We start from the raw sequence: 18,517 nt of genomic DNA on the forward strand, positions 1-18,517 counted from the left end.
TGAGCAGCTGCCGATGCGGCTGCAGGGTGGGGTAGGGGCTCCAGCCAAAACCGTTGCGGGTAGGAAGCACTCATCCCACAACGGCAGGCAAGTAGGTAAACCCGTCAAAAACGTGTCAAATTCGGGCTATTCTGCTTTTGCGACACTTTTTTGTCGAGCTTAAACGTTAGGAGAGCCAAGAAACACTGGTTTCGCTGCGCGGATGCTCGTCCTTTGCAGCTGCATTTCACAAATGCGAAGTGGCTTGTGCAAGGTGCAGAAGCCAGCTGTGGTTGCCGTAGGGTAAGATGCGGCACGGCCCCGACGCCTTTTTGGCGCGGCAAGCCAACAGGTGGTTTTTCTCTTTATGTCGCTTCCCAAATTCGCTCCTCCGCGCACGTTCTACGCCGAGCTGCGCCGCCGCACGGCTCTGCACTTTCAAACGGCCGGCACGGCTCAAACGGGTAATACCCAGCTACTCAGCAAGGCTGTGGTGCTGGTGCTAAGCCTGGTGGCACTGTACGTGCACCTGGTGTTTTTTACGCCGCCCACGGCCCTGGCCCTGCTCGAGTGCGTGCTCACGGGCATGGTTATCGCCTTCATTGGCTTCAACGTGATGCACGACGGGGCACACGGCAGTTTTAGCCGCCATCCGTGGCTCAATCAATTTGCCGCTTATACTCTTAATGTGTTGGGTGGTAGCAGCTTTATGTGGGATTTCAAGCACAACCACGTGCACCACATGTACACCAATATTGAGGGGGTAGACGACGACCTCGACATTCAGCCCTGGATGCGCATGACGCCCGACCAGAAGCGCTACCGGGCCCACCGCTTTCAGCACCTGTACTTCTGGTTTTTGTACTCGATGCTGTACATCTCCTGGATTTTTGTGATGGACTACCAGAAGTACTTCACCCGCAAAGTAGGTTCGGTGGCCCTCAAACCGATGACGCGCCACGACCACCTCACTTTTTGGGGCTTTAAGGCGCTGAACTTAATTATTTACATCGCGCTGCCCATTTACACGGTTGGCTTCACGGGTTGGCTAGTCGGCTTTCTGGTTAGTGCCAGCGTGGCGGGCTTCGTGCTGAGCATTGTGTTTCAGCTGGCGCATACCGTGGAGCAAACGGCCTTTCCAGTACCCCACGAAGTCACCAACAAGTTGGAGGACGAGTGGGCCATTCACCAACTGCGCACCACGGCCAACTTCGCCACCGACAACCGCGTGATTAGCTGGCTGGTAGGCGGCCTCAATTTTCAGGTGGAGCATCACCTTTTCCCTAAAATCTCGCACGTGCACTACCCTGTGCTCAGCAAGATTATTCGCCAAACCTGCGAGGAATTTGGCCTGCCTTACCAAGAATACCCCAAAATGCGCTACGCCGTAGCCTCGCACGTTGCCTTCTTGCGGCAGATGGGCCGGGCGGCGTAGTGAGGGGGGTAGGGCACTTTAATGCAGAGGGCTGTCAACGCTAGTTGATGGCCCTTTTGTGCTGCTGCCCCAGGCCAGCTAAGCCAGCTGACGCGGAGAACGCAGGTTGAGGCTGCATCTCGGGCCAAACTCCTAAAGCAAGGGCGCCGGAAGTTGGGAAAACCAAGCCGGTGGGCCTAATCAGAATAATTCAGTATGCACAATCCCCTAGGCCAGTTGCTCGACACGGCGGCCATTTTTCGCTACCACCGGCGGCGCATTCAAAAATATGGGTCCGGTGGCCCCGGTGCCCTAGGCTGGGCCGGCGCCGAAGGCCAGCAAGCGCGTTTCCAGGTTCTGACTCAAATCGGCGACTTGGCGCACCACTCGGTGCTCGATGCCGGCTGCGGCTACGCCGACCTGTATCCCTTTTTGCAGCAGCGCTACGCCGGCGTGCGCTACCACGGCATCGAGCAGATGCCCGAACTGCTCGCGGTAGCGCGGGCCCGCTACCGCGATGCAGCTGGCATCACCCTCAGTAGTAGCGATTTTCTGCGCACGCCCCTGCCCCCAGCCGACTACGTGCTGGCGAGCGGCGCGCTCAACTACCGCCACCGCGACCCGCAGTTCATTTACCAAGCCATCGAAAAGCTGTTTGGCGGCTGCCAGCTGGGCCTGGGGTTCAACCTGCTTAGCTGGGAGCCGGCCGGCGGTGGGCCACTGGCGGCCTACGACCCCGCCGGTATTCTGGCTTTTTGCCAAACGCTGGCCTCGCGCGCCGAACTGCTGGAAGGGTATTGGGAGGGCGACTTTACGGTGTTTATGTACCGTTGAAACTAGGCGCCGCCGAGCGCAGGCGGCGCTAGGCGACCACGGACGCGAGTTGCTTGGCACGCTCGTGCGTATAGTAGGGAAGCTTGGTAAGCCCCACCCCTATTTTTGTTGAATGAAGCTTCGCTACCTCCCCTTGCTGGCGCTGGCCCTACCCGCCTGTACTAGCAACCCCCCTGAAACCACCGCTGCCCAGGCAGCCGCCACGCCCGCCGATGCGCGGTTCGACCGCTTCAAAGACCGGTTTATTCTGGATTTGTGGAAGCAGAACCCGGACTATGCTTCGTCGCAGGGTTTTCATAAATACGACTCGCTGCTGGTGATACCCAACGAGCAGCAGCGCCGCAGCGATGCCGCTTTTATGGCCAAAAACCTGGGGGCGCTGGCCGGCTTCACCCTGGATAGCCTCTCGCCGGGCAACCAGATTGACTTGCGCCTGCTCGCCAACGAGCTGCGCTCGGCGCGCTGGTACGCCGACACGCTGCGCAACTGGCAGTGGAACCCGGCCAGCTACAACCTTGGCGCCAGCGTGGGCGACTTGCTTAATGGCCGCCACTACCCCCTCGACCGTCGCCTGCGCAACATCTCCGACAAGATTGCCCAGGCCGGCGCCTATTATGCCGCGGCTCGCGCCAACATCAGCCACCCCACCCGTGAGCACGCCGCGCTGGGCGTGGCCCAGAACGAGGGCGGCCTGGCCGTGTTCGGCCCGGCTCTGGCCGACTCGGTGCGCAAATCGGGCCTGAGTGCCGCCGAAAAGCAGCTGCTGAGCCAGCGCATTGCGGGGGCGCAGCAAGCAGTGCAGGGCTACGTCGATTTTCTGAAACAAGAAGTGCTCACGCAGCAGAGCTTCCGCTCGTTTCGGCTGGGTAGGGCGCTGTTTGACCGCAAGTTTGCGCTCGACATTCAGTCGCGCTACTCGGCCGCGCAGGTGTTGGAGCTGGCCCAAAAGCACAAGGCCGACCTGCTGCACGACATGGGCCGGCGGGCGGCGCGGCTTTTCCCCAAGTATTGCGCCGGCCAGCCCCTGCCGAAGGATACGTTGCTGCTCATCCGCCAGGTCATTGACAAGCTGACGCTGAAGCACGCCCCGCGCGAGGGCTTCGTGGATGCGGTGAAACGCCAAATCCCGACCCTCACCAAATTCGTGAACGACCACCACTTGCTTACCCAGGACCCCAGCAAGCCGCTGGTGGTGCGCGAAACACCGCTCTACATGCGCGGCAGCGGGGCGGGCGCCAGCGTGAGCCCCCCCGGCCCCTACGACAAGCAGGCCAATACCTACTACAACGTGGAGCCCCTACCCCCCACCTGGACGGCCGCCCAGGCCGAGAGCTACCTGCGCGAGTACAACGACTACACCCTGCAAATTCTCAACATCCACGAGGCCATTCCGGGGCACTACACGCAGCTCGTGTACGCCAACCGCTCGCCCTCGCTAGTGAAAAGCATCTTCGGCAACGGGGCGATGGTTGAGGGCTGGGCCGTGTACTCGGAGCGCATGATGCTGGAAAGTGGCTACGGCAACAATTCGGATGAAATCTGGCTGCTGTGGGACAAGTGGAACATGCGCTCGACCCTGAACGCAGTGGTCGATAACCTCATTCAGACCCAGAATGCCAGCGAAAAAGATGTGGTAGCGCTGCTGACCGGCGCCGGCTTCCAAGAAGAGGCGGAGGCGCGCAACAAGTGGCACCGCGCCACGCTTAGCCAGGTGCAGCTTAGCTCGTACTTTACGGGCTACACCGAAATTGTGGCCCTACGCGACGAAGTGAAGGCGCGCGAAGGTGCGAAATTCAACCTGAAAAACTTCAACGAGCTATTTTTGAGCTACGGCAGCGCACCTGTCAAATATATCCGCGAACTGATGCTGCACCGTTAAAGCGCCCGCGGCCACCGGCCGAACCTTTGCCCCAGCCGGCTGGTTTCAGCCGCAATTCCCAACCTGTTCTCTATGACCGAAGAAGCCCGCCAGCACGTAGTTGATACGGACGACGACCACCTGCGCCGCCTCACCCACGAGCACCTAAAAGTATTTGCCAAGTTCACCTCCGAAAATTGTGCGGCGTGTGAGTTGCTTGCCCCGCCATTCGCCAAGTTTGTGGATGCGCCCGAAAACGTGGGTATTCTGTTTGTGCGTCTCAACTCGGACGAAAACCCGGTGGCCAAAAAAATGATGGCTGAAAAAATAGCCCCTTTTTTTGTGAGCTATTGCCAGGGCCGCCTACTCGAATGCGATGCCCTTACTACCGAGGCCGAAGTAGTGGCTCAGCTCGACCGCCTGCGCGCTTTCGTGCCCGTGGCAGGGTAGGGCTGATTAAGCTGAAAAACTATAGAACGTCATGCTGAGCGTAGCGAAGCATGACGTTCTTTTGTGACCAGTACCCAATTCAGCGCAACACTTGTTCTTTCTACTCTCCAAAACCCTCGATGTGGTGCTGCTGCCCGCCGTGTGGCTGGTGGCGCTGCTGCTAGCCGCCCTGGTGGCTAAGGGCGGCGGCCGCGCCCAGCGCAACTGGCTGCGTGCCGCCGCGCTGCTCACGCTGCTGGGCACCAACAACGCCTTGGTAAATGAGGCGCTGCTAGCCTGGGAAAAACCGCCCGTGCCGCTGCGCGCCATTGCCCCGGCCGATGCGGTGGTGCTGCTCACGGGCGTCACGAGCGGCCAAAAATCGCCCCACGACCGCGTGTACCTGCACCGCGGCGGCGACCGCTTTACCTACACGCTGTGGCTGTACCGGGCGGGGCTGGTGCGGCACATCATCATCTCGGGCGGCTCGGGGGCGGTGCTGGCCACGGCTAGCACCGAGGCCGCCGACCTGGCCACGCTGCTGCTGCTGGCCAAGGTGCCCCGCCAGGCTATTCTGCTCGAAGAGCGCAGCCGCAACACCCGCGAGAACGCGCGCTATACCAAGCAGCTGCTTGCCCAACATCCCGATATCAAGTCGCTGGTGCTCATTACGTCGGCCTTTCACCAACGGCGGGCGCAGGGGTGCTTTGCGAAAGTAGGCTTGCAGGCGCAGGCCTTCCCCGGCGACTTTCGCACCACCGACCGCTACTGGACGCCCGACTACTGGCTCGTGCCCGACATCGACGCCCTCACCCGCTGGAGCTTGCTGCTGCACGAAATGGCTGGCTACTTGGTGTATAAAGCTGCGGGCTACTGCTAGCCAAAGGGGGTAGGGCTATACTGTCCGCAGGGCCCTACCCCTTCAGTTACGGTGAGCGTAGCGCGGCCACAACCGCTAGCAATGACTAAACAATCAGCTAGGGGCCTACTCCGTTTTTTCGTGGCTGGGCTGCGCTTCTTTGGCAATCCACACCGATTTCTGGTTGACAAACTCGCGGATGCCCAGCGCCGACAACTCGCGGCCGTAGCCCGATTTCTTGACGCCGCCGAAGGGCAGCTCGTTCATCGATTTTACTAAGCCGTTGATGAAAACGGCCCCGCTTTCGAGCTGGCGGGCCAAGGCTTCGCCCTGGGCCACGTCGCGCGTCCAAACGGCCGCGCCCAGCCCAAAGCGCGAGTCGTTGGCCAGGCGTACAGCATCGGCCGCGTCTTTGGCAACAAACACGAGGGCCACGGGCCCAAACAGCTCCTCGGTGTAGGCGCGCTGGCCAGGCTTGATGTTGCTCAAAACCATGGGGTCGAAGCGCGTGGCGCCGGGCTGGGCCTGACCGCCCGCCAGCTCTATTTTGGCACCCTGCGCTACGGAGTCGGCCACTTGCTGGGCTAGGCCGTCGGCCAGGTCGGGGCGGGCTAGCGGGCCGTAGTCGGTGGCTTCGTCGAGCGGGTCGCCGTAGCGCAACTGCGCCAGGTGCCCTTTTAGCAGCTGCACAAATTCGCGGTACACGGGCTTTTCGATAATAAAACGCTTGGCCGCAATGCAGCTCTGGCCCGCATTAATCATGCGCGCTTGGGCAGCGGTTTGGGCCGCCAGCGCCACGTCGGCATCCGCCAGCACGATAAAGGGGTCGGAGCCGCCCAACTCCAGCACGGTTTTTTTGATGTGCTGCCCGGCCGCCGCGGCCACGGCGCTGCCCGCCCGCTCCGAGCCGGTGAGCGTCACGGCCCGCAAGCGGTCGTCGGCCAGTAGTTTTTCCACCAAATCCGTCTCAATAAGCAAGGTCCGGAACGCGGCGGGGGGTAGGCCCGCGTCGTGAAAAATCTTTTCCAGCGCCAACGCGCACTGTGGCACGTTGGGCGCGTGCTTGAGTAGGCCCACATTGCCCGCCATCAGGGCCGGCGCGGCAAAGCGCACCACCTGCCAAAGCGGAAAATTCCAGGGCATAATGGCCAGTACCACGCCCAGCGGCGCGTGGCTGATAAAGCTGCGGCCGGCATCCGTTTTTACCAGCTCATCGGCCAAAAAGTTCTCGGCGTGCGCGGCGTAGAAGTCGCAGCAGGCGGCGCATTTTTGGGCTTCGGCGCGGCCGTCGCGCAGGGGTTTGCCCATTTCGAGGGCCATAAGGCGGGCCAAGTCCTCTTGGCGCTCGCGCAGCAGCGCGGCAGCCCGGCGCAGCACGGCCGCACGCTCGGCAAACGTGGTAGTGCGCCACTGCACCGCCGCGCGGTGCGCCTGGGCTAAAATCCGCTCGGTCTTAGCCCACGAAAATGCAGCGTAGCGGCGCAGCCGGCGGCCAGTATAAGGGTTGATGGATTCGATAGCCATGGGGGAGGGGGTAGGAAGAAGGTAAGCGCCGCATTGCCAGCTACTACCTAATTGAGGCGGAGCCGCCCAATTGGGCGGCCGCTTGCCTTGCCAAACCGTATAACCCCCATCTGGGTTGCGCGCTTGGTTGCCCAAGCACTGCGAGCCAGCCGCTGGTTAGCGGGTCAAAAACGCCTCTTACCCCTACTTTCGCCCAGAGTTACCGAACGTTTCGGCTGGCTTCTCCGGTTTAGTCCCCGTCGCCCTACCCGTGTCCGACCTACCCCTCATCTCCACCCCAACTGCCGCCGAAGCGGCACTGGTCCAGCGCTTGCGAGCGCGGGACCAGTCGGCCATGACCGAGTTCTACGACCGCTACTCGGCGGCCCTATACGGCGTCATTCACCGCATTGTGAAAGCCGACGACGAAGCCGAGGATGTGCTGCAAGAAGCACTGGTCAAAATCTGGCACGCCATGGAAAGCTACGACACCACCAAGGGCCGGCTTTTTACCTGGGTTGTAAATATTAGCCGGAATTTGGCCATCGACAAAATCCGCTCGCGGCAACATCGCGTAGGTTCTAAAACCCAGGGCCTCGACGATAGCCTTGCCGCCCAGCGGCAGGCTGCCCCGGAAACTTTCCGCCCCGAGCATGTTGGCCTGCAAGAAATTACGAAGCAGCTAGTGCCCGAGCAGCGGCAGGTTATCGACCTGCTCTATTTTGGCGGTTTCACTCAGAGTGAGGCGGCCGAAGAACTAAACCTGCCGCTAGGCACAGTGAAAACACGGGCTCGAACCGCGCTGAAGATTCTTGCCAAACTTATCCGCTAACAGCATTATTCGAACCATCCGTGGAAGATTTCCAAACCTATATAGAGTCGGGCCGCTTAACGCAATATGCGCTGGGTGAGCTAGATCCGGCCGGCCAGGCCGAGGTAGAGGCCTGGGCCCGGCGCTCGCCCGAAGTGCGCCAAGAACTCGACGAGCTGTTGGCGGGCGCGGGCGTTTACGCTGAAGTACATGCCATTACACCGCCGGCCGGCCTGCGCGAGCGGGTGCTGGGCCGCGTACTAGCCGAAATTGGGCGCCCTGTTGATGCCGCCGAAAACCTGGTGGCCGAAGCCACTACCATGCGCGTATCGGCATCCAACGCCTACCCCCCCCAGCCCGCCGCAGCTGCCGAGCCCGCCCCGCGCCGCAACGAGCTAGCCATTGCCGCCTCGGTGGCCCTGCTACTAAGCCTACTAGCTAACGCGCTGTTCTACACCCGCTGGCAGCAGGCCAATACGGCTTTGGTAGCCGCTCAAAACAGCCAGGCCCGCTTTGCCCAAACCTCGCAAGTAATGGAGCGCCGCCTCACCTCTACGCAGGAGCAGCTACATGTACTGCGCTCGCCCAACGAGTTTAAAATGGTGGCGCTGGCTGGCACGCCCGCTCACCCCCAAGCGCACGCTCGCGTGCTGTTTAATAAAGCCTCGCACCGCGTGTATGTAGATGTGCAGCAGCTACCTGCCTTGCCCGCGGGCAAGCAGTACCAGCTGTGGGCCCTCGACAACGGCAAGCCTGTTGATGCGGGCGTGCTGGCCATTAATACGGCCACCGGCGACAGCCTGCAGCTCATGAAGGATATTGCCAGCGCCCAGGCTTTTGCCATGACGGTGGAACCCACGGGCGGCAGCGCCGGCCCCACCCTCACCACTATGACGGTGATTGGAAATATTTGACTTCGCTAACGCGCTCGTTATAAATATTTTAAGCCTAGCGCCCGCCACGCACAGGTAAAAAAAGGGATGCTACCTAGCTGAAAAGCCGGGTAGCATCCCTTTTAACTTTTTGCCTGGCTCAGTCGTTTAGCGAGCAGCTTTAATCCCCTCCCTGATGCACGGCACCATTCTAACGCTGCTCAAACGATACGTTCAGACGCAATACGACCACAGCACTTGGGTGAAGCTGGTAGAACTGGCGGGCCTCGAAGAAGGGAATTTTAGCCACAAGGAAGTGTACCCCGACGAGCATTTGTACGCCTTGATAGGCCGGGCTGCCGAGATGACGGGTATTCCGGCTGGCGAGCTACACGAGAAGTTTGGCGAATACCTCGTGCCCGACCTCATGTATATGTACCAGAAGTACTTGAACCCCGACTGGCGCACGCTTGATATGCTGGAGCACACCGAAAATAGCCTGCATAACCAAGTGCGGCGCGAGCATATCGACAATGCGCCGCCCGTGCTTCAGGTCACGCGCCTCAACGCCAACGAACTGCTGATTGATTATGTGTCGGCGCGCCGCATGGGGGGGCTGGCCGTGGGCATTGTGCGCGGCGTAGCCACTTACTACGACGAAGCCGACCGCATCGACGTGCTGCCTACCACCAGCGAAGACGGCGAGCGCGTGCAAATTCACGTTCGCCGCAATTAATTTCCGGCGCCTTGGGCAGGGTGCGGCGCTTGCACCCGCACCCTACCCCCTTCAGGTAAGCTGAGCGGCTAAAATAGCCGAGGCTGCGCGGGCCGGCCAGGGCCGCCGGGCTGATAATCGTCGTCTTCTGCATCGTCGTCTTCGCTGTCGTCCTCGGCAAGGTCATCGTCGTCAAGGTCTTCGTCGTCCTCTTCGGGCTCGGTTTCTTCTTCATCAAGCGAGTCGAATACGCGGTCGAGCGAGGCCTCGGCGTGGCGCAGCTTGTGGCGGCACAGCCGGATGAGCTCGGCCGAGCGCTCGGCGCGGGCCGTAAGGTCGTCGACATCTACCTGGTCGGTTTCGAGGCTGCGAAGAATGGTTTCTAATTCTTGAATGGCTTCGTTGTAGGTCACTTCTGTTTGGATTATAGTAAGAGAATTAGGCGTTGTGCGTTGGCAAGCCGGAGGGCTGAGCCAGCGTAGGTTGCTGGCGCAAAATTTGGTTTTCGCGCCGCAGGGCAGCCGTTTCCAAATGCAGCACTTTTAGCTCTAAACGCACCAATTTCTTTTCCAGCCCGCGCTGCAACAAAAAGCGCTGGCGCAGTAGCTGCTCGCGCCGCCGCTGGTGGTGGCGCGCAAAGCGGCGCAGCACCGTGCGCGAGCGCTGGCGCAGGCGCTGCTCCTCGCGAGTGAGGCTGCGGCGCGCCGCCTGGGGTAGGGTATAGCGAAAACTTTCGAGCTGCTGGCCGAGCTGGCGCAAGTGCTGGCGTGGCACCTGCGTAGCTTGGCGGCTGCGCTGCGCTAGTGCCGCCTGGGTGCGGCGCAGCTGCTGGCGCGCGGCCTCGCGCGAGTGGTCGGCCAGGCGCTGGAGGTGGGCGTGGTGGCGGGCCAAGTGCTGCTGGCTAAGCGCCGCCACGCGCTCGGCGTAATCTAGAAAAATACCTTCGAGCCGGGCCAGGCGGTCTACCAGAAAGGCGGCCACGGCGGTGGGGGTTTTGAGGGCGCGGTGGGCCACGAGGTCCACCACCGCCTCGTCGCGCTCGTGGCCGATGCCGGTGAGCACGGGCAGCGGAAACGAGGCCACGGCCGCCGCCAGGCCATACTCGTCAAAGGCCAGCAAATCTGTTTTCGAGCCACCACCCCGAATAAGGATAACGACCTCAAACTGCCCCCGGCGCGGCCGGATGGCATCGAGGGCACCCCGAATACTTTCGGGCGCGCCCTCGCCCTGCATAAGCGCCGGAAACAGCGTGAGGGCAAAGTCGTAAGGCGCCTCTTCAAGCTGATGCACAAAGTCTTGGAAGCCCGCCGCCGTGGGGGAGGAGATAATAGCCAGGCGCTGCGGACCGAGGGGTAGGGCCAATTCCTGCTGGCGCTCGAGCAGGTCTTTCTCCTGCAAGCGGCGCAGGGTAGCTAGGCGCAGGCGGGCCAGCTCGCCCACGGTGTAGCTGGGGTCGAGAGCCAGCACATCGAGCGAAAAGCCGTACTGCTCGTGAAAGGTCACCTTCACGCGCAGCAGCAGGCGCAGGCCAGGGCGCAGCTCTTGGCCGGTGGCCTCGGCAAAAGCGGGCGCGATTTGGGCATAGCGGCTGCCCCAAAGCGTGGCCCGGGCCTGCGCCGTGAAGCCCAGGGCCTCGGCGCCCGCGGCGGGCTCGGTGAGGGTGAGGTAGCAGTGGCCGCCCTGCTGGCGCGGGCGGGTCATTTCGGCTACCTCGGCCACCACCCAGTAGCTGTCGGGGAAGCGGTGGTGCAGGGCGGCGCGCACCTGCGTGAGCAGCGCGCCCAGGCTAAGCGGGGCGGCCGGCTCGGCGGGGGTAGGGGCGGCGCGGCGGGGGTAAAGCGGCATAAACTGCGTACGGGAAGCTGGCGCTTGCCGGATAAGTAACAAGTAGTAAAAGTACCGCCCCGGCTAGCTACCGCCTACCCCACCCAGCCGCCTGCAACAGTCCAGCCTTTGTGGCGTCGTTGTCCCGACGCTAACTTGCGGGCCCCAACCCATCCACATTTTTCTTCTTACATGTCAAAAACTTCCCGTTACCAGCGGGGCGCGGCCCTAGCCGTAGCGGCGCTGGGCCTGGCCATTGGCACCCCCGCCGCGGCCCAAACTACCTCTCCCGTTGGCATCAACCCGGCCAACATCGACAAGTCGGTATCGCCCTGCGATAACTTCTTCCTTTATGCTTCGGGCAACTGGCTGAAAAACAACCCCGTGCCAGCCGCCGAAAGCCGCTGGGGTAGCTTCAACGAGCTGGCCGACCGCAACAACGCCACCCAAAAAGCCATTCTGGAGGAGCTGGCCCGCAACGCGGGAACCGCCGCCAAGGGCACCAACGCCCAGAAAGTAGGCGACTTCTACGCCGCTGCGATGGACACGATGGCCATCGAAAAAGCGGGCCTGACCTACCTCAAGCCCTACCTCGACCGCATTGCGGCCATTAAAACGCTGCCGCAAATGCAGGCCTTCCTGGCCGACCCTAAGTCGCAGGCCGGCAGCGCGTGGTTTAACGCGGGCGTGGGGCAAGACGAGAAAATCAGCACCCAGTACGCCTTTCAGTTTTACCAGGGCGGCCTCACGCTGCCCAACCGCGACTACTACCTGAAGGATGATGCGCGCTCGAAAAGCATTCGGGCCGCGTACCAGTCGTACCTGGTAAACACCTTCAAAAACCTGGGCGACAGCGAGGCCACAGCTACCGCCAACGCCGCCAAGGTGATGCGCATTGAGATGCGCCTGGCCAAAGCCAGCAAAAGCCCCGTAGACCTGCGCGACCCCATTGCCAACTACAACAAGCTGACGGTAGCTCAGGCCAGCAAAGAATTTCCGAACCTCAACCTGCCCCTGATGCTCAAGGCGATGGGCTTGGGCACGGCCAAGGAAGTAATTGTGGGCCAGCCCGCTTTCCTGAAAGAAGTGAGCGCCATGCTGGCCGCCGAGCCCATCGCCGACCAGCAGCAGTACCTGCGCTTTCACCTAGTGAACAGCGTGCCTTCGGCCCTGCCGAAAGCATTCAGCGACGAGGCCTTCCGCTTCTCGCAGGTGCTGAGCGGCGCCAAGCAGCAGCAGCCACGATGGAAGCGCATGCTGCGCGCCACCGATGGCGCGCTGGGCGAGGCCTTTGGCCAGCTCTACGTCGATAAAGCTTTCTCGCCGCAGGCCAAGGCCCGCGCCAAGGAAATGATTGAAAACCTGCGCAAAGCCTACGCCGAGCGCATTATGGCTACCGACTGGATGAGCGCCGCCACCAAAAAGGAAGCGCTAGTGAAGCTGAACGCCTTCGTGGTGAAAATCGGCTACCCCGACAAGTGGAAGGACTACTCCAAGCTGACCATTACGCGCCAGAGCTACTTGCAAGACGTGCTGGCCGCCCGCGTGTGGGCCAACCAGGACAACCTGAGCAAGTTTGGTAAGCCAATTGACCGCACCGAATGGGGCATGACGCCGCCCACCGTGAACGCCTACTACAACCCGCCGATGAACGAGATTGTATTCCCGGCCGGCATCCTGCAATCGCCCTTCTATGACCCCAAGGCCGATGACGCCGTGAACTACGGTGGTATTGGCGCCGTGATTGGCCACGAAATGACCCACGGCTTCGACGACCAAGGCCGGCAGTACGATTCGCACGGTAACCTGCGCGACTGGTGGACCAAGGAAGACGGCGAGAAGTTCAACGCCAAAGCTGCCATGGTGGGCAAGCAGTACGACGCCTTCATGCCCCTTGACTCGGTGCACGTGAACGGCAAGCTCACGATGGGCGAAAACCTGGCCGACCTCGGCGGCCTCACCATTGCCTACCAGGCCTTCCAGAAAACGCCGCAGGCTAAAGAAGGCAAGTCGATTGACGGCTTCACGCCCAACCAGCGCTTCTTCCTGGCGTGGGGCCAAATCTGGCGCACCAACGCTCGCCCCGAATACCTGCGCCAGCAGGTGCAAACCGACCCGCACTCGCCGGCCCAGTTCCGCACCAACGGCCCGCTCATGAACATGCCCGAGTTTTACCAAGCTTTCGGCTGCAAGCCCTCCGATAAGATGGAGCGTCCCACGGCCGAGCAAGCCCGCATTTGGTAGGCTACCAGGGTAGTTGGCTTTGAAAGGCCGTTAAAAGAGAACGTCATGCTGAACGCTAGTGAAGCATCTTTGCCACGCCGCTGGGGCTGTTAATTCCCCAGCGAAGCGAGCGAGATACTTCACTTCGTTCAGCATGACGTTCTCTTTTAGCAGCGCAGCATTCTTTTTTTGCGGGAATTTTTTGACCCTACCCCCGCCTTTACCCCCAAGCAATGCAACTGTGCTGCCGAGGTTGCATCTATGCCTTACTTTCGGCTTTCTGTCTTTTCTTCAACTCATTCCTTTTCATGTCCTCTACTACCATTTCGCGGTTGGCGCTCGCTACGCTGGGGCTCGGCAGCCTGGCTGCTACCACGGCTTTTGGGCCGCCGGCCAAACCTACCAAGCCTACCCCCCCCCAGCAAGGAATAGGCATCAGCCTGGCCAACATCGACCAGTCGGTAGCACCCTGCGAAGACTTTTACCACTACGCGAACGGTACTTGGCTGAAAAATAACCCCGTGCCGCCCGCCGAAACCCGCTGGGGCAGCTTCAACGAGCTGACGAATAACAACCAGGCCATTGAGAAGCGCATCTTGGAGAAGGCTGCCGCTGACCGCAGCGCCAAGCCCGGCACCAACGAGCAAAAAGTAGGCGACTTCTACGCGGCCGCCATGGACTCGGCGGCCATCGAAGCGGCCGGCCTCAAGTATTTGCAGCCGCGCCTAAACCAGATTGCTGGCCTCAAAAGCCTGGCCGATATTCAGAAGTACATGGCTGACCCTAAGTCGTTTGGTACGGGTTGGTACAGCTTTGGAGTAGGGCAAGATAGCAAAAACAGCACCCAGTACGCCGTGCGCATGGGCCAGGGCGGCCTGGGCCTCGGCGACCGCGACTACTACCTCAAGGACGACGGGCGCTCGAAGGGCATCCGGGCGGCGTACCGCAACTACCAGATTGCCATTTACCAGCTGCTGGGCGACAGCCCAAGCCTGGCCGCCACCAACGCCGACGCCGTAATCGCGCTCGAAACCAAGATGGCTCAGGCCAGCCGCAGCCGCGTTGAGCTGCGCGACCGCCTCAAGAACTACAACAAGGTGCCGGTGGCCCAGGCCGCCAAAGACTACCCCAACCTCAACCTGCCGCTGGTGCTGAAGGAAAGTGGCCTGAGCAGCGCCCAGGACCTCATCATCGGCCAGCCCGAGTACTTGGCAGCCGTTAACACGCTGATGACCAACACGCCCATCGCCGACCAGCAGCAGTACCTGCGCTGGCACCTGGTGTCGGGCGTAACCTCGGCGCTGCCCAAAGCTTACAACGACGCCAGCTTCCGCTTCTCGCAGGTGCTGACGGGTGCCAAGCAGCAGCAGCCCCGCTGGAAGCGCTCGTTGCGCGCCACCGACGGCGCGCTGGGCGAGGCTTTTGGCCAACTCTACGTGGACGAGGCGTTTTCGCCCGCCGCCAAGGCCCGCGCCAAGCAAATGGTTGAAAACCTGCGCGCCGCCTACGCCGAGCGCATCATGGCCACCGACTGGATGAGCGCCGCCACCAAGAAGGAGGCCATTCAGAAGCTGAACGCTTTCGCGGTGAAAATCGGCTACCCCGACAAGTGGAAGGACTACTCGAAGCTGAAAATCACGCGCACGAGTGCGTTGCAAAACATTTTCGCCACCGCCGAGTGGGCTAATGAGGACAACCTCAAGAAGTTTGGCAAGCCAATTGACCGCGGCGAGTGGGGCATGACGCCGCCCACCGTGAACGCGTACTACAACTCGAGCATGAACGAGATTGTGTTCCCGGCCGGCATTTTGCAGCCGCCCTTCTACGACCCCAAGGCCGATGACGCCGTGAACTACGGGGGGGTAGGGGCCGTGATTGGCCACGAAATGACCCACGGCTTCGACGACCAGGGCCGCCGCTCGGACGCTAAGGGCAACCTGCGCGACTGGTGGACTAAAGAAGACGGCGAGAAATTTATGGCCAAAGCCGCGATGGTGGGCAAGCAGTACAGCGCCTTCTCGCCCCTCGACTCGGTGCACGTGAACGGCGACCTGACGATGGGCGAAAACCTAGCCGACATTGGCGGCCTCACCATCGCCTACCAGGCGTTTCAGAAGACGGCGCAGGCCAAAGCCGGCAAGCAGATTGACGGCTTCACGCCCAACCAACGCTTCTTCCTGGGCTACGCCCAAATCTGGCGCTCGAACCAGCGCCCCGAGGCCCTGCGCCAGCAAATCCAGACCGACCCGCACTCGCCCGGCCAGTACCGCACTAACGGCCCGCTCATGAACATGCCTGAGTTTTACCAGGCCTTCGGCTGCAAAGACGGCACCAAGATGGTGCGTGCCGAAGCCGACCGCTCGCGCATTTGGTAGGGGGTAGGTAAAGTACTTGTGTATAAAAAAAGCCTGGCTTTATAGCCAGGCTTTTTTGTTGCAGCTCAGCTTTGAAGCTACGCTACAACAAAAAGCCCAGCTTCCCGCAAGAGAAAGCCGGGCTTAGTAGTCCGCTACAGCCAGGGGTTTTGCAACCTCCACACACAAGTTTGTTTTATTTCTCAGAATAGGCCGCCGCGTCGTTTTGGGAAACCGAGCGCTGCTGGTGGCTTTTCTAGAGTAGGCGGCAAGAGTAAGGTAGGGCTTGTACGCAGCGAGGGGCAATGGAGGTTGGGTTCTGAACGTGTAAGATTCTGGCATTTGGCAAACTGGATTTTGCCGGGGTCCGGGGGCCTACTCCCTCGCGCCCGCCCAGTGGTGGAAATATGCGCGCCCGCCCCGAACTTCGGCCCCGCTGGCCCACCCGAGGGGGTAGGGCCCGGCCATTGTATTCGCTTTATGAGAAAGATATTTTTATCGCTTGGGCTGGCAGCGCTGCTGCTGGGGCCGCTGGCACCGGCTGCGCAGGCCTGGGGCTTTTTTGGGCACCGCGTCATCACGCAGGTAGCCGTGTACGAACTGCCCGCGGGCTTGCAAGCCTTCTACTTTCGGCACTTGCCTGAGCTGGTACGCTTGAGCACCGCCCCCGACGAGCGCCGTACCAAAGACCCGGAGGAGGCCGCTCGCCACTTCATCGACATGGACCACTACTCGGAGGACAACCCCTTTGCCAAGGTGCCCCGCGGCTACGACGAGGCAGTGGAGAAGTTCTCGGCCGATACCCTCAAAAAGTACGGCACTGTGCCCTGGACGGTCATCGAAACCAAGAACAAGCTGGTATCGGCGTTTAGCGAGCGCGACACGGTGGGCATCATTATGTACTCGGCCGAGCTAAGCCACTACACCGCCGATGCCTTCGTGCCGCTGCATACCACCGTCAACTACGACGGCCAGCTTACGGGCCAAACCGGGCTGCACAGCCTCTGGGAAAGCCAGCTGCCCGAGCAGTTTATCAACGCTTATAAGCTGACGGGGGAAGAGGGGAAGGTGCTCAAAGACCCGCTGGCCGCCATTTGGGGGGTCATCCAGAGCAGCTACGGCTTCCTCACGGCCACCTACGACCTCGAAGCCAAGGTGAGCAAGGGCTTCACGCCCCAAACCAAGTACACGTATAGCCACCGCTTTGGCCACACCCAGCGCCGCTACTCCGATGCCTTTGCCGCCGCTTACAACAAGGAAGTGGGTGGCCAGGTAGACTACCGCCTGCAAACGGCCGCACCCATGGTGGCGTCAATGTGGCTCACGGCCTGGCAGGAAGCCGGCCGGCCCGACCTCAGCAAGCTTATGGCCCCCGCCAAGCTCGGCAAGGAGGAAAAAGAATCCCTGGCGGCCCAGCTCACCTCTTGGAAAGCCAACTCGCTGCCCCAAGACAAGCTGTTGCTGGCCCAGCAAAAAGAGAAAAAAGCCGAAGCCCCCGACGAAATAAAGGCCGCCGACGGCGAGGCTGCCCCGCCGCCCCCACCCGAGGCGGCGCCCCCCACGCCTACCCCCCCCGCTACCCCCGAGGCGGCGCCCGCCGGCGCCACCAAAGTGAAGGTGAAAACCAAGGGCGCCGCGGGCACCGAAAAAGTTAAGCAGAAGTGATGCTGGGCGCAGCGCGCAAATACCGTGAATGTTGCGTGAAAAATGCCCTCGCCGTATAGTTCAGGCTATAAAATAGTGGATGATTGCCGCGCCAAAGTGGCCGTATAAGAAGCTGGTTCCGCCTGCGGCGGGGCCAGCTTTTTTACTGTTTCACCTCACCATTTTTGCCTATGATACTGCGTTTAGACGAGCTGTCACTTGACTTGCCCAAGCCCAAAAATCCTTCGGCCAACGATGCCGCTGCCGTGCAGGAATTGCTAGGCGGCAAATTTGGTGAGATGAGCACCCTAATGAACTACACGTTTCAGTCGTTCAACTTTCGGGGGCGCAACCGGCTGCGGCCATTCTACTCGCTCACGGCCGCTATTGCCGCCGAAGAGTATTCGCACATTGAGGCCGTTAGCTACGCCATCAACCTGCTGCTAACGGGCACCACCAAGCGCGGCACCGACCCCGTGCCCGGCCCACTGGCCGGCGCTGCCGATGCCCGCAATACGCACCACTTCTTGGCCAGCGGCCAGGCCGCGCTGCCGGTAGACTCCATGGGCCGCCCCTGGACGGGCGACAACGTATTTAGCTCGGGCAACTTGCGCCTCGACTTGCTGCACAACTTCTTCTTGGAGTGCGGCGCCCGTGCCAACAAAATGCGGGTGTACGAGATGGTAACCGACCCCTGCGCCCGCACCATGGTGGGCTACCTGCTGGTGCGCGGCGGCCTGCACGTGTATGCCTACGCCCTGGCCCTGGAGAAGCTGACCGGCGTAGACGTGAAGAAAATCATGCCCGTGCCGAACCTCTCCAACAAAGCCTTCCCCGAAGCGCGCGAGTTTATGAAGCACGGCCTGCACCGCGAGCTGTACACGTTCTCGCCCAATGCCTACAAGGAAGCCGGCTTTATCTGGAATGGCCAGCACCCCGAAGACGGCTCGGAACTCGTGGTGAAGGAAGGCGCCATCAAAGGCGTGCCCTACCCCGTGCTCGAAGAGGAACCCCAGCTTAACTCGCCCGGTGAAGACGATTTTGACCCCGAAATGTTTGCTGACATCGCCAAGAAACTTGGCTTGGAAAAGGAGTTGCGCGCCTACCGCTAGGCCAGTAAGTACAGACTAGCTCAAGGAAAAAGGACGTCCTGCTCCGCTTGCCGAAGCAGGACGTCCTGTTGGCGACTGGTGAGGAG

15 protein-coding genes are annotated in these 18,517 nt (G+C 61.4%); 12 read left to right on the forward strand and 3 right to left on the reverse strand.

Features of this window, described 5'->3' with window-relative positions:
- Positions 1 to 346: 346 nt before the first annotated feature.
- The 5 genes from GO988_RS03635 to GO988_RS03655 all read left to right on the forward strand — a co-directional run bounded on the left by GO988_RS03635 (position 347) and on the right by GO988_RS03655 (position 5,394).
- Complete coding sequence (locus tag GO988_RS03635; RefSeq protein ID WP_157562147.1) at positions 347 to 1,414, forward strand: fatty acid desaturase family protein; 1,068 nt, start codon at positions 347 to 349, stop codon at positions 1,412 to 1,414.
- 195 nt (positions 1,415 to 1,609) lie between these two features.
- Complete coding sequence (locus tag GO988_RS03640; RefSeq protein ID WP_157562148.1) at positions 1,610 to 2,227, forward strand: class I SAM-dependent methyltransferase; 618 nt, start codon at positions 1,610 to 1,612, stop codon at positions 2,225 to 2,227.
- A gap of 112 nt (positions 2,228 to 2,339) precedes the next feature.
- Complete coding sequence (locus GO988_RS03645) at positions 2,340 to 4,106, forward strand: DUF885 domain-containing protein (protein WP_157562149.1); 1,767 nt, start codon at positions 2,340 to 2,342, stop codon at positions 4,104 to 4,106.
- Positions 4,107 to 4,178: 72 nt separating this feature from the next.
- Complete coding sequence (locus tag GO988_RS03650) at positions 4,179 to 4,535, forward strand: thioredoxin family protein (protein ID WP_157562150.1); 357 nt, start codon at positions 4,179 to 4,181, stop codon at positions 4,533 to 4,535.
- Between the two features lie 91 nt (positions 4,536 to 4,626).
- Positions 4,627 to 5,394: a YdcF family protein gene (locus tag GO988_RS03655; RefSeq protein ID WP_157562151.1), complete on the forward strand. Its 768-nt coding sequence runs from the start codon at positions 4,627 to 4,629 to the stop codon at positions 5,392 to 5,394.
- Between the two features lie 105 nt (positions 5,395 to 5,499).
- On the opposite strand, the gene GO988_RS03660 is transcribed toward GO988_RS03655, so the two are convergent.
- Complete coding sequence (locus GO988_RS03660) at positions 5,500 to 6,897, reverse strand: NAD-dependent succinate-semialdehyde dehydrogenase (RefSeq protein ID WP_157562152.1); 1,398 nt, start codon at positions 6,895 to 6,897, stop codon at positions 5,500 to 5,502.
- 250 nt (positions 6,898 to 7,147) lie between these two features.
- Between GO988_RS03660 and GO988_RS03665 the strand changes: the two genes are divergently transcribed.
- The 3 genes from GO988_RS03665 (at position 7,148) to GO988_RS03675 (ending at position 9,295) form a co-directional block, all read left to right on the forward strand.
- Positions 7,148 to 7,708: an RNA polymerase sigma factor gene (locus GO988_RS03665; RefSeq protein WP_317164778.1), complete on the forward strand. Its 561-nt coding sequence runs from the start codon at positions 7,148 to 7,150 to the stop codon at positions 7,706 to 7,708.
- A 20-nt stretch (positions 7,709 to 7,728) separates the two neighbouring features.
- Positions 7,729 to 8,601, forward strand: coding sequence for an anti-sigma factor (locus tag GO988_RS03670; RefSeq protein ID WP_157562153.1), 873 nt, complete (start codon positions 7,729 to 7,731; stop codon positions 8,599 to 8,601).
- Between the two features lie 154 nt (positions 8,602 to 8,755).
- Positions 8,756 to 9,295, forward strand: a complete 540-nt coding sequence (locus GO988_RS03675) for a heme NO-binding domain-containing protein (protein WP_157562154.1) — start codon at positions 8,756 to 8,758, stop codon at positions 9,293 to 9,295.
- 68 nt (positions 9,296 to 9,363) lie between these two features.
- Here the strand turns inward: GO988_RS03675 and xseB are convergent, their stop codons facing one another.
- Together xseB and xseA are read right to left on the reverse strand one after the other, a co-directional pair.
- The gene (xseB, locus tag GO988_RS03680) at positions 9,364 to 9,687 is read right to left on the reverse strand and encodes an exodeoxyribonuclease VII small subunit (RefSeq protein WP_317164779.1); all 324 of its coding nucleotides are present in this window, start codon (positions 9,685 to 9,687) and stop codon (positions 9,364 to 9,366) included.
- A gap of 25 nt (positions 9,688 to 9,712) precedes the next feature.
- Positions 9,713 to 11,119 (reverse strand): exodeoxyribonuclease VII large subunit, encoded by a 1,407-nt coding sequence (gene xseA / locus GO988_RS03685; protein WP_157562156.1) that lies wholly within the window; start codon positions 11,117 to 11,119, stop codon positions 9,713 to 9,715.
- 171 nt (positions 11,120 to 11,290) lie between these two features.
- On the opposite strand from xseA, the gene GO988_RS03690 reads away from it, so the two are divergent.
- The 4 genes from GO988_RS03690 to GO988_RS03705 all read left to right on the forward strand — a co-directional run bounded on the left by GO988_RS03690 (position 11,291) and on the right by GO988_RS03705 (position 18,431).
- Complete coding sequence (locus GO988_RS03690) at positions 11,291 to 13,342, forward strand: M13 family metallopeptidase (protein ID WP_157562157.1); 2,052 nt, start codon at positions 11,291 to 11,293, stop codon at positions 13,340 to 13,342.
- A gap of 287 nt (positions 13,343 to 13,629) precedes the next feature.
- Complete coding sequence (locus GO988_RS03695; RefSeq protein WP_157562158.1) at positions 13,630 to 15,696, forward strand: M13 family metallopeptidase; 2,067 nt, start codon at positions 13,630 to 13,632, stop codon at positions 15,694 to 15,696.
- Positions 15,697 to 16,155: 459 nt separating this feature from the next.
- The gene (locus GO988_RS03700) at positions 16,156 to 17,340 is read left to right on the forward strand and encodes a zinc dependent phospholipase C family protein (RefSeq protein ID WP_157562159.1); all 1,185 of its coding nucleotides are present in this window, start codon (positions 16,156 to 16,158) and stop codon (positions 17,338 to 17,340) included.
- Between the two features lie 170 nt (positions 17,341 to 17,510).
- Complete coding sequence (locus GO988_RS03705) at positions 17,511 to 18,431, forward strand: manganese catalase family protein (protein WP_157562160.1); 921 nt, start codon at positions 17,511 to 17,513, stop codon at positions 18,429 to 18,431.
- The last annotated feature ends 86 nt before the right edge of the window (positions 18,432 to 18,517 follow it).

Source organism: Hymenobacter ginkgonis, from assembly GCF_009755225.1.
Classification (GTDB): domain Bacteria; phylum Bacteroidota; class Bacteroidia; order Cytophagales; family Hymenobacteraceae; genus Hymenobacter; species Hymenobacter ginkgonis.

What these genes read in the sequence shown, in the direction of transcription:
- GO988_RS03635 (WP_157562147.1), top strand. Translation starts at nt 347, where the DNA reads ATGTCGCTTCCCAAATTCGCTCCTCCGCGCACGTTCTACGCCGAGCTG.
- GO988_RS03640 (WP_157562148.1), top strand. Translation starts at nt 1,610, where the DNA reads ATGCACAATCCCCTAGGCCAGTTGCTCGACACGGCGGCCATTTTTCGC.
- GO988_RS03645 (WP_157562149.1), top strand. Translation starts at nt 2,340, where the DNA reads ATGAAGCTTCGCTACCTCCCCTTGCTGGCGCTGGCCCTACCCGCCTGT.
- GO988_RS03650 (WP_157562150.1), top strand. Translation starts at nt 4,179, where the DNA reads ATGACCGAAGAAGCCCGCCAGCACGTAGTTGATACGGACGACGACCAC.
- GO988_RS03660 (WP_157562152.1), bottom strand. Translation starts at nt 6,897, where the DNA reads ATGGCTATCGAATCCATCAACCCTTATACTGGCCGCCGGCTGCGCCGC.
- GO988_RS03675 (WP_157562154.1), top strand. Translation starts at nt 8,756, where the DNA reads ATGCACGGCACCATTCTAACGCTGCTCAAACGATACGTTCAGACGCAA.
- xseA (WP_157562156.1), bottom strand. Translation starts at nt 11,119, where the DNA reads ATGCCGCTTTACCCCCGCCGCGCCGCCCCTACCCCCGCCGAGCCGGCC.
- GO988_RS03690 (WP_157562157.1), top strand. Translation starts at nt 11,291, where the DNA reads ATGTCAAAAACTTCCCGTTACCAGCGGGGCGCGGCCCTAGCCGTAGCG.
- GO988_RS03695 (WP_157562158.1), top strand. Translation starts at nt 13,630, where the DNA reads ATGTCCTCTACTACCATTTCGCGGTTGGCGCTCGCTACGCTGGGGCTC.
- GO988_RS03700 (WP_157562159.1), top strand. Translation starts at nt 16,156, where the DNA reads ATGAGAAAGATATTTTTATCGCTTGGGCTGGCAGCGCTGCTGCTGGGG.
- GO988_RS03705 (WP_157562160.1), top strand. Translation starts at nt 17,511, where the DNA reads ATGATACTGCGTTTAGACGAGCTGTCACTTGACTTGCCCAAGCCCAAA.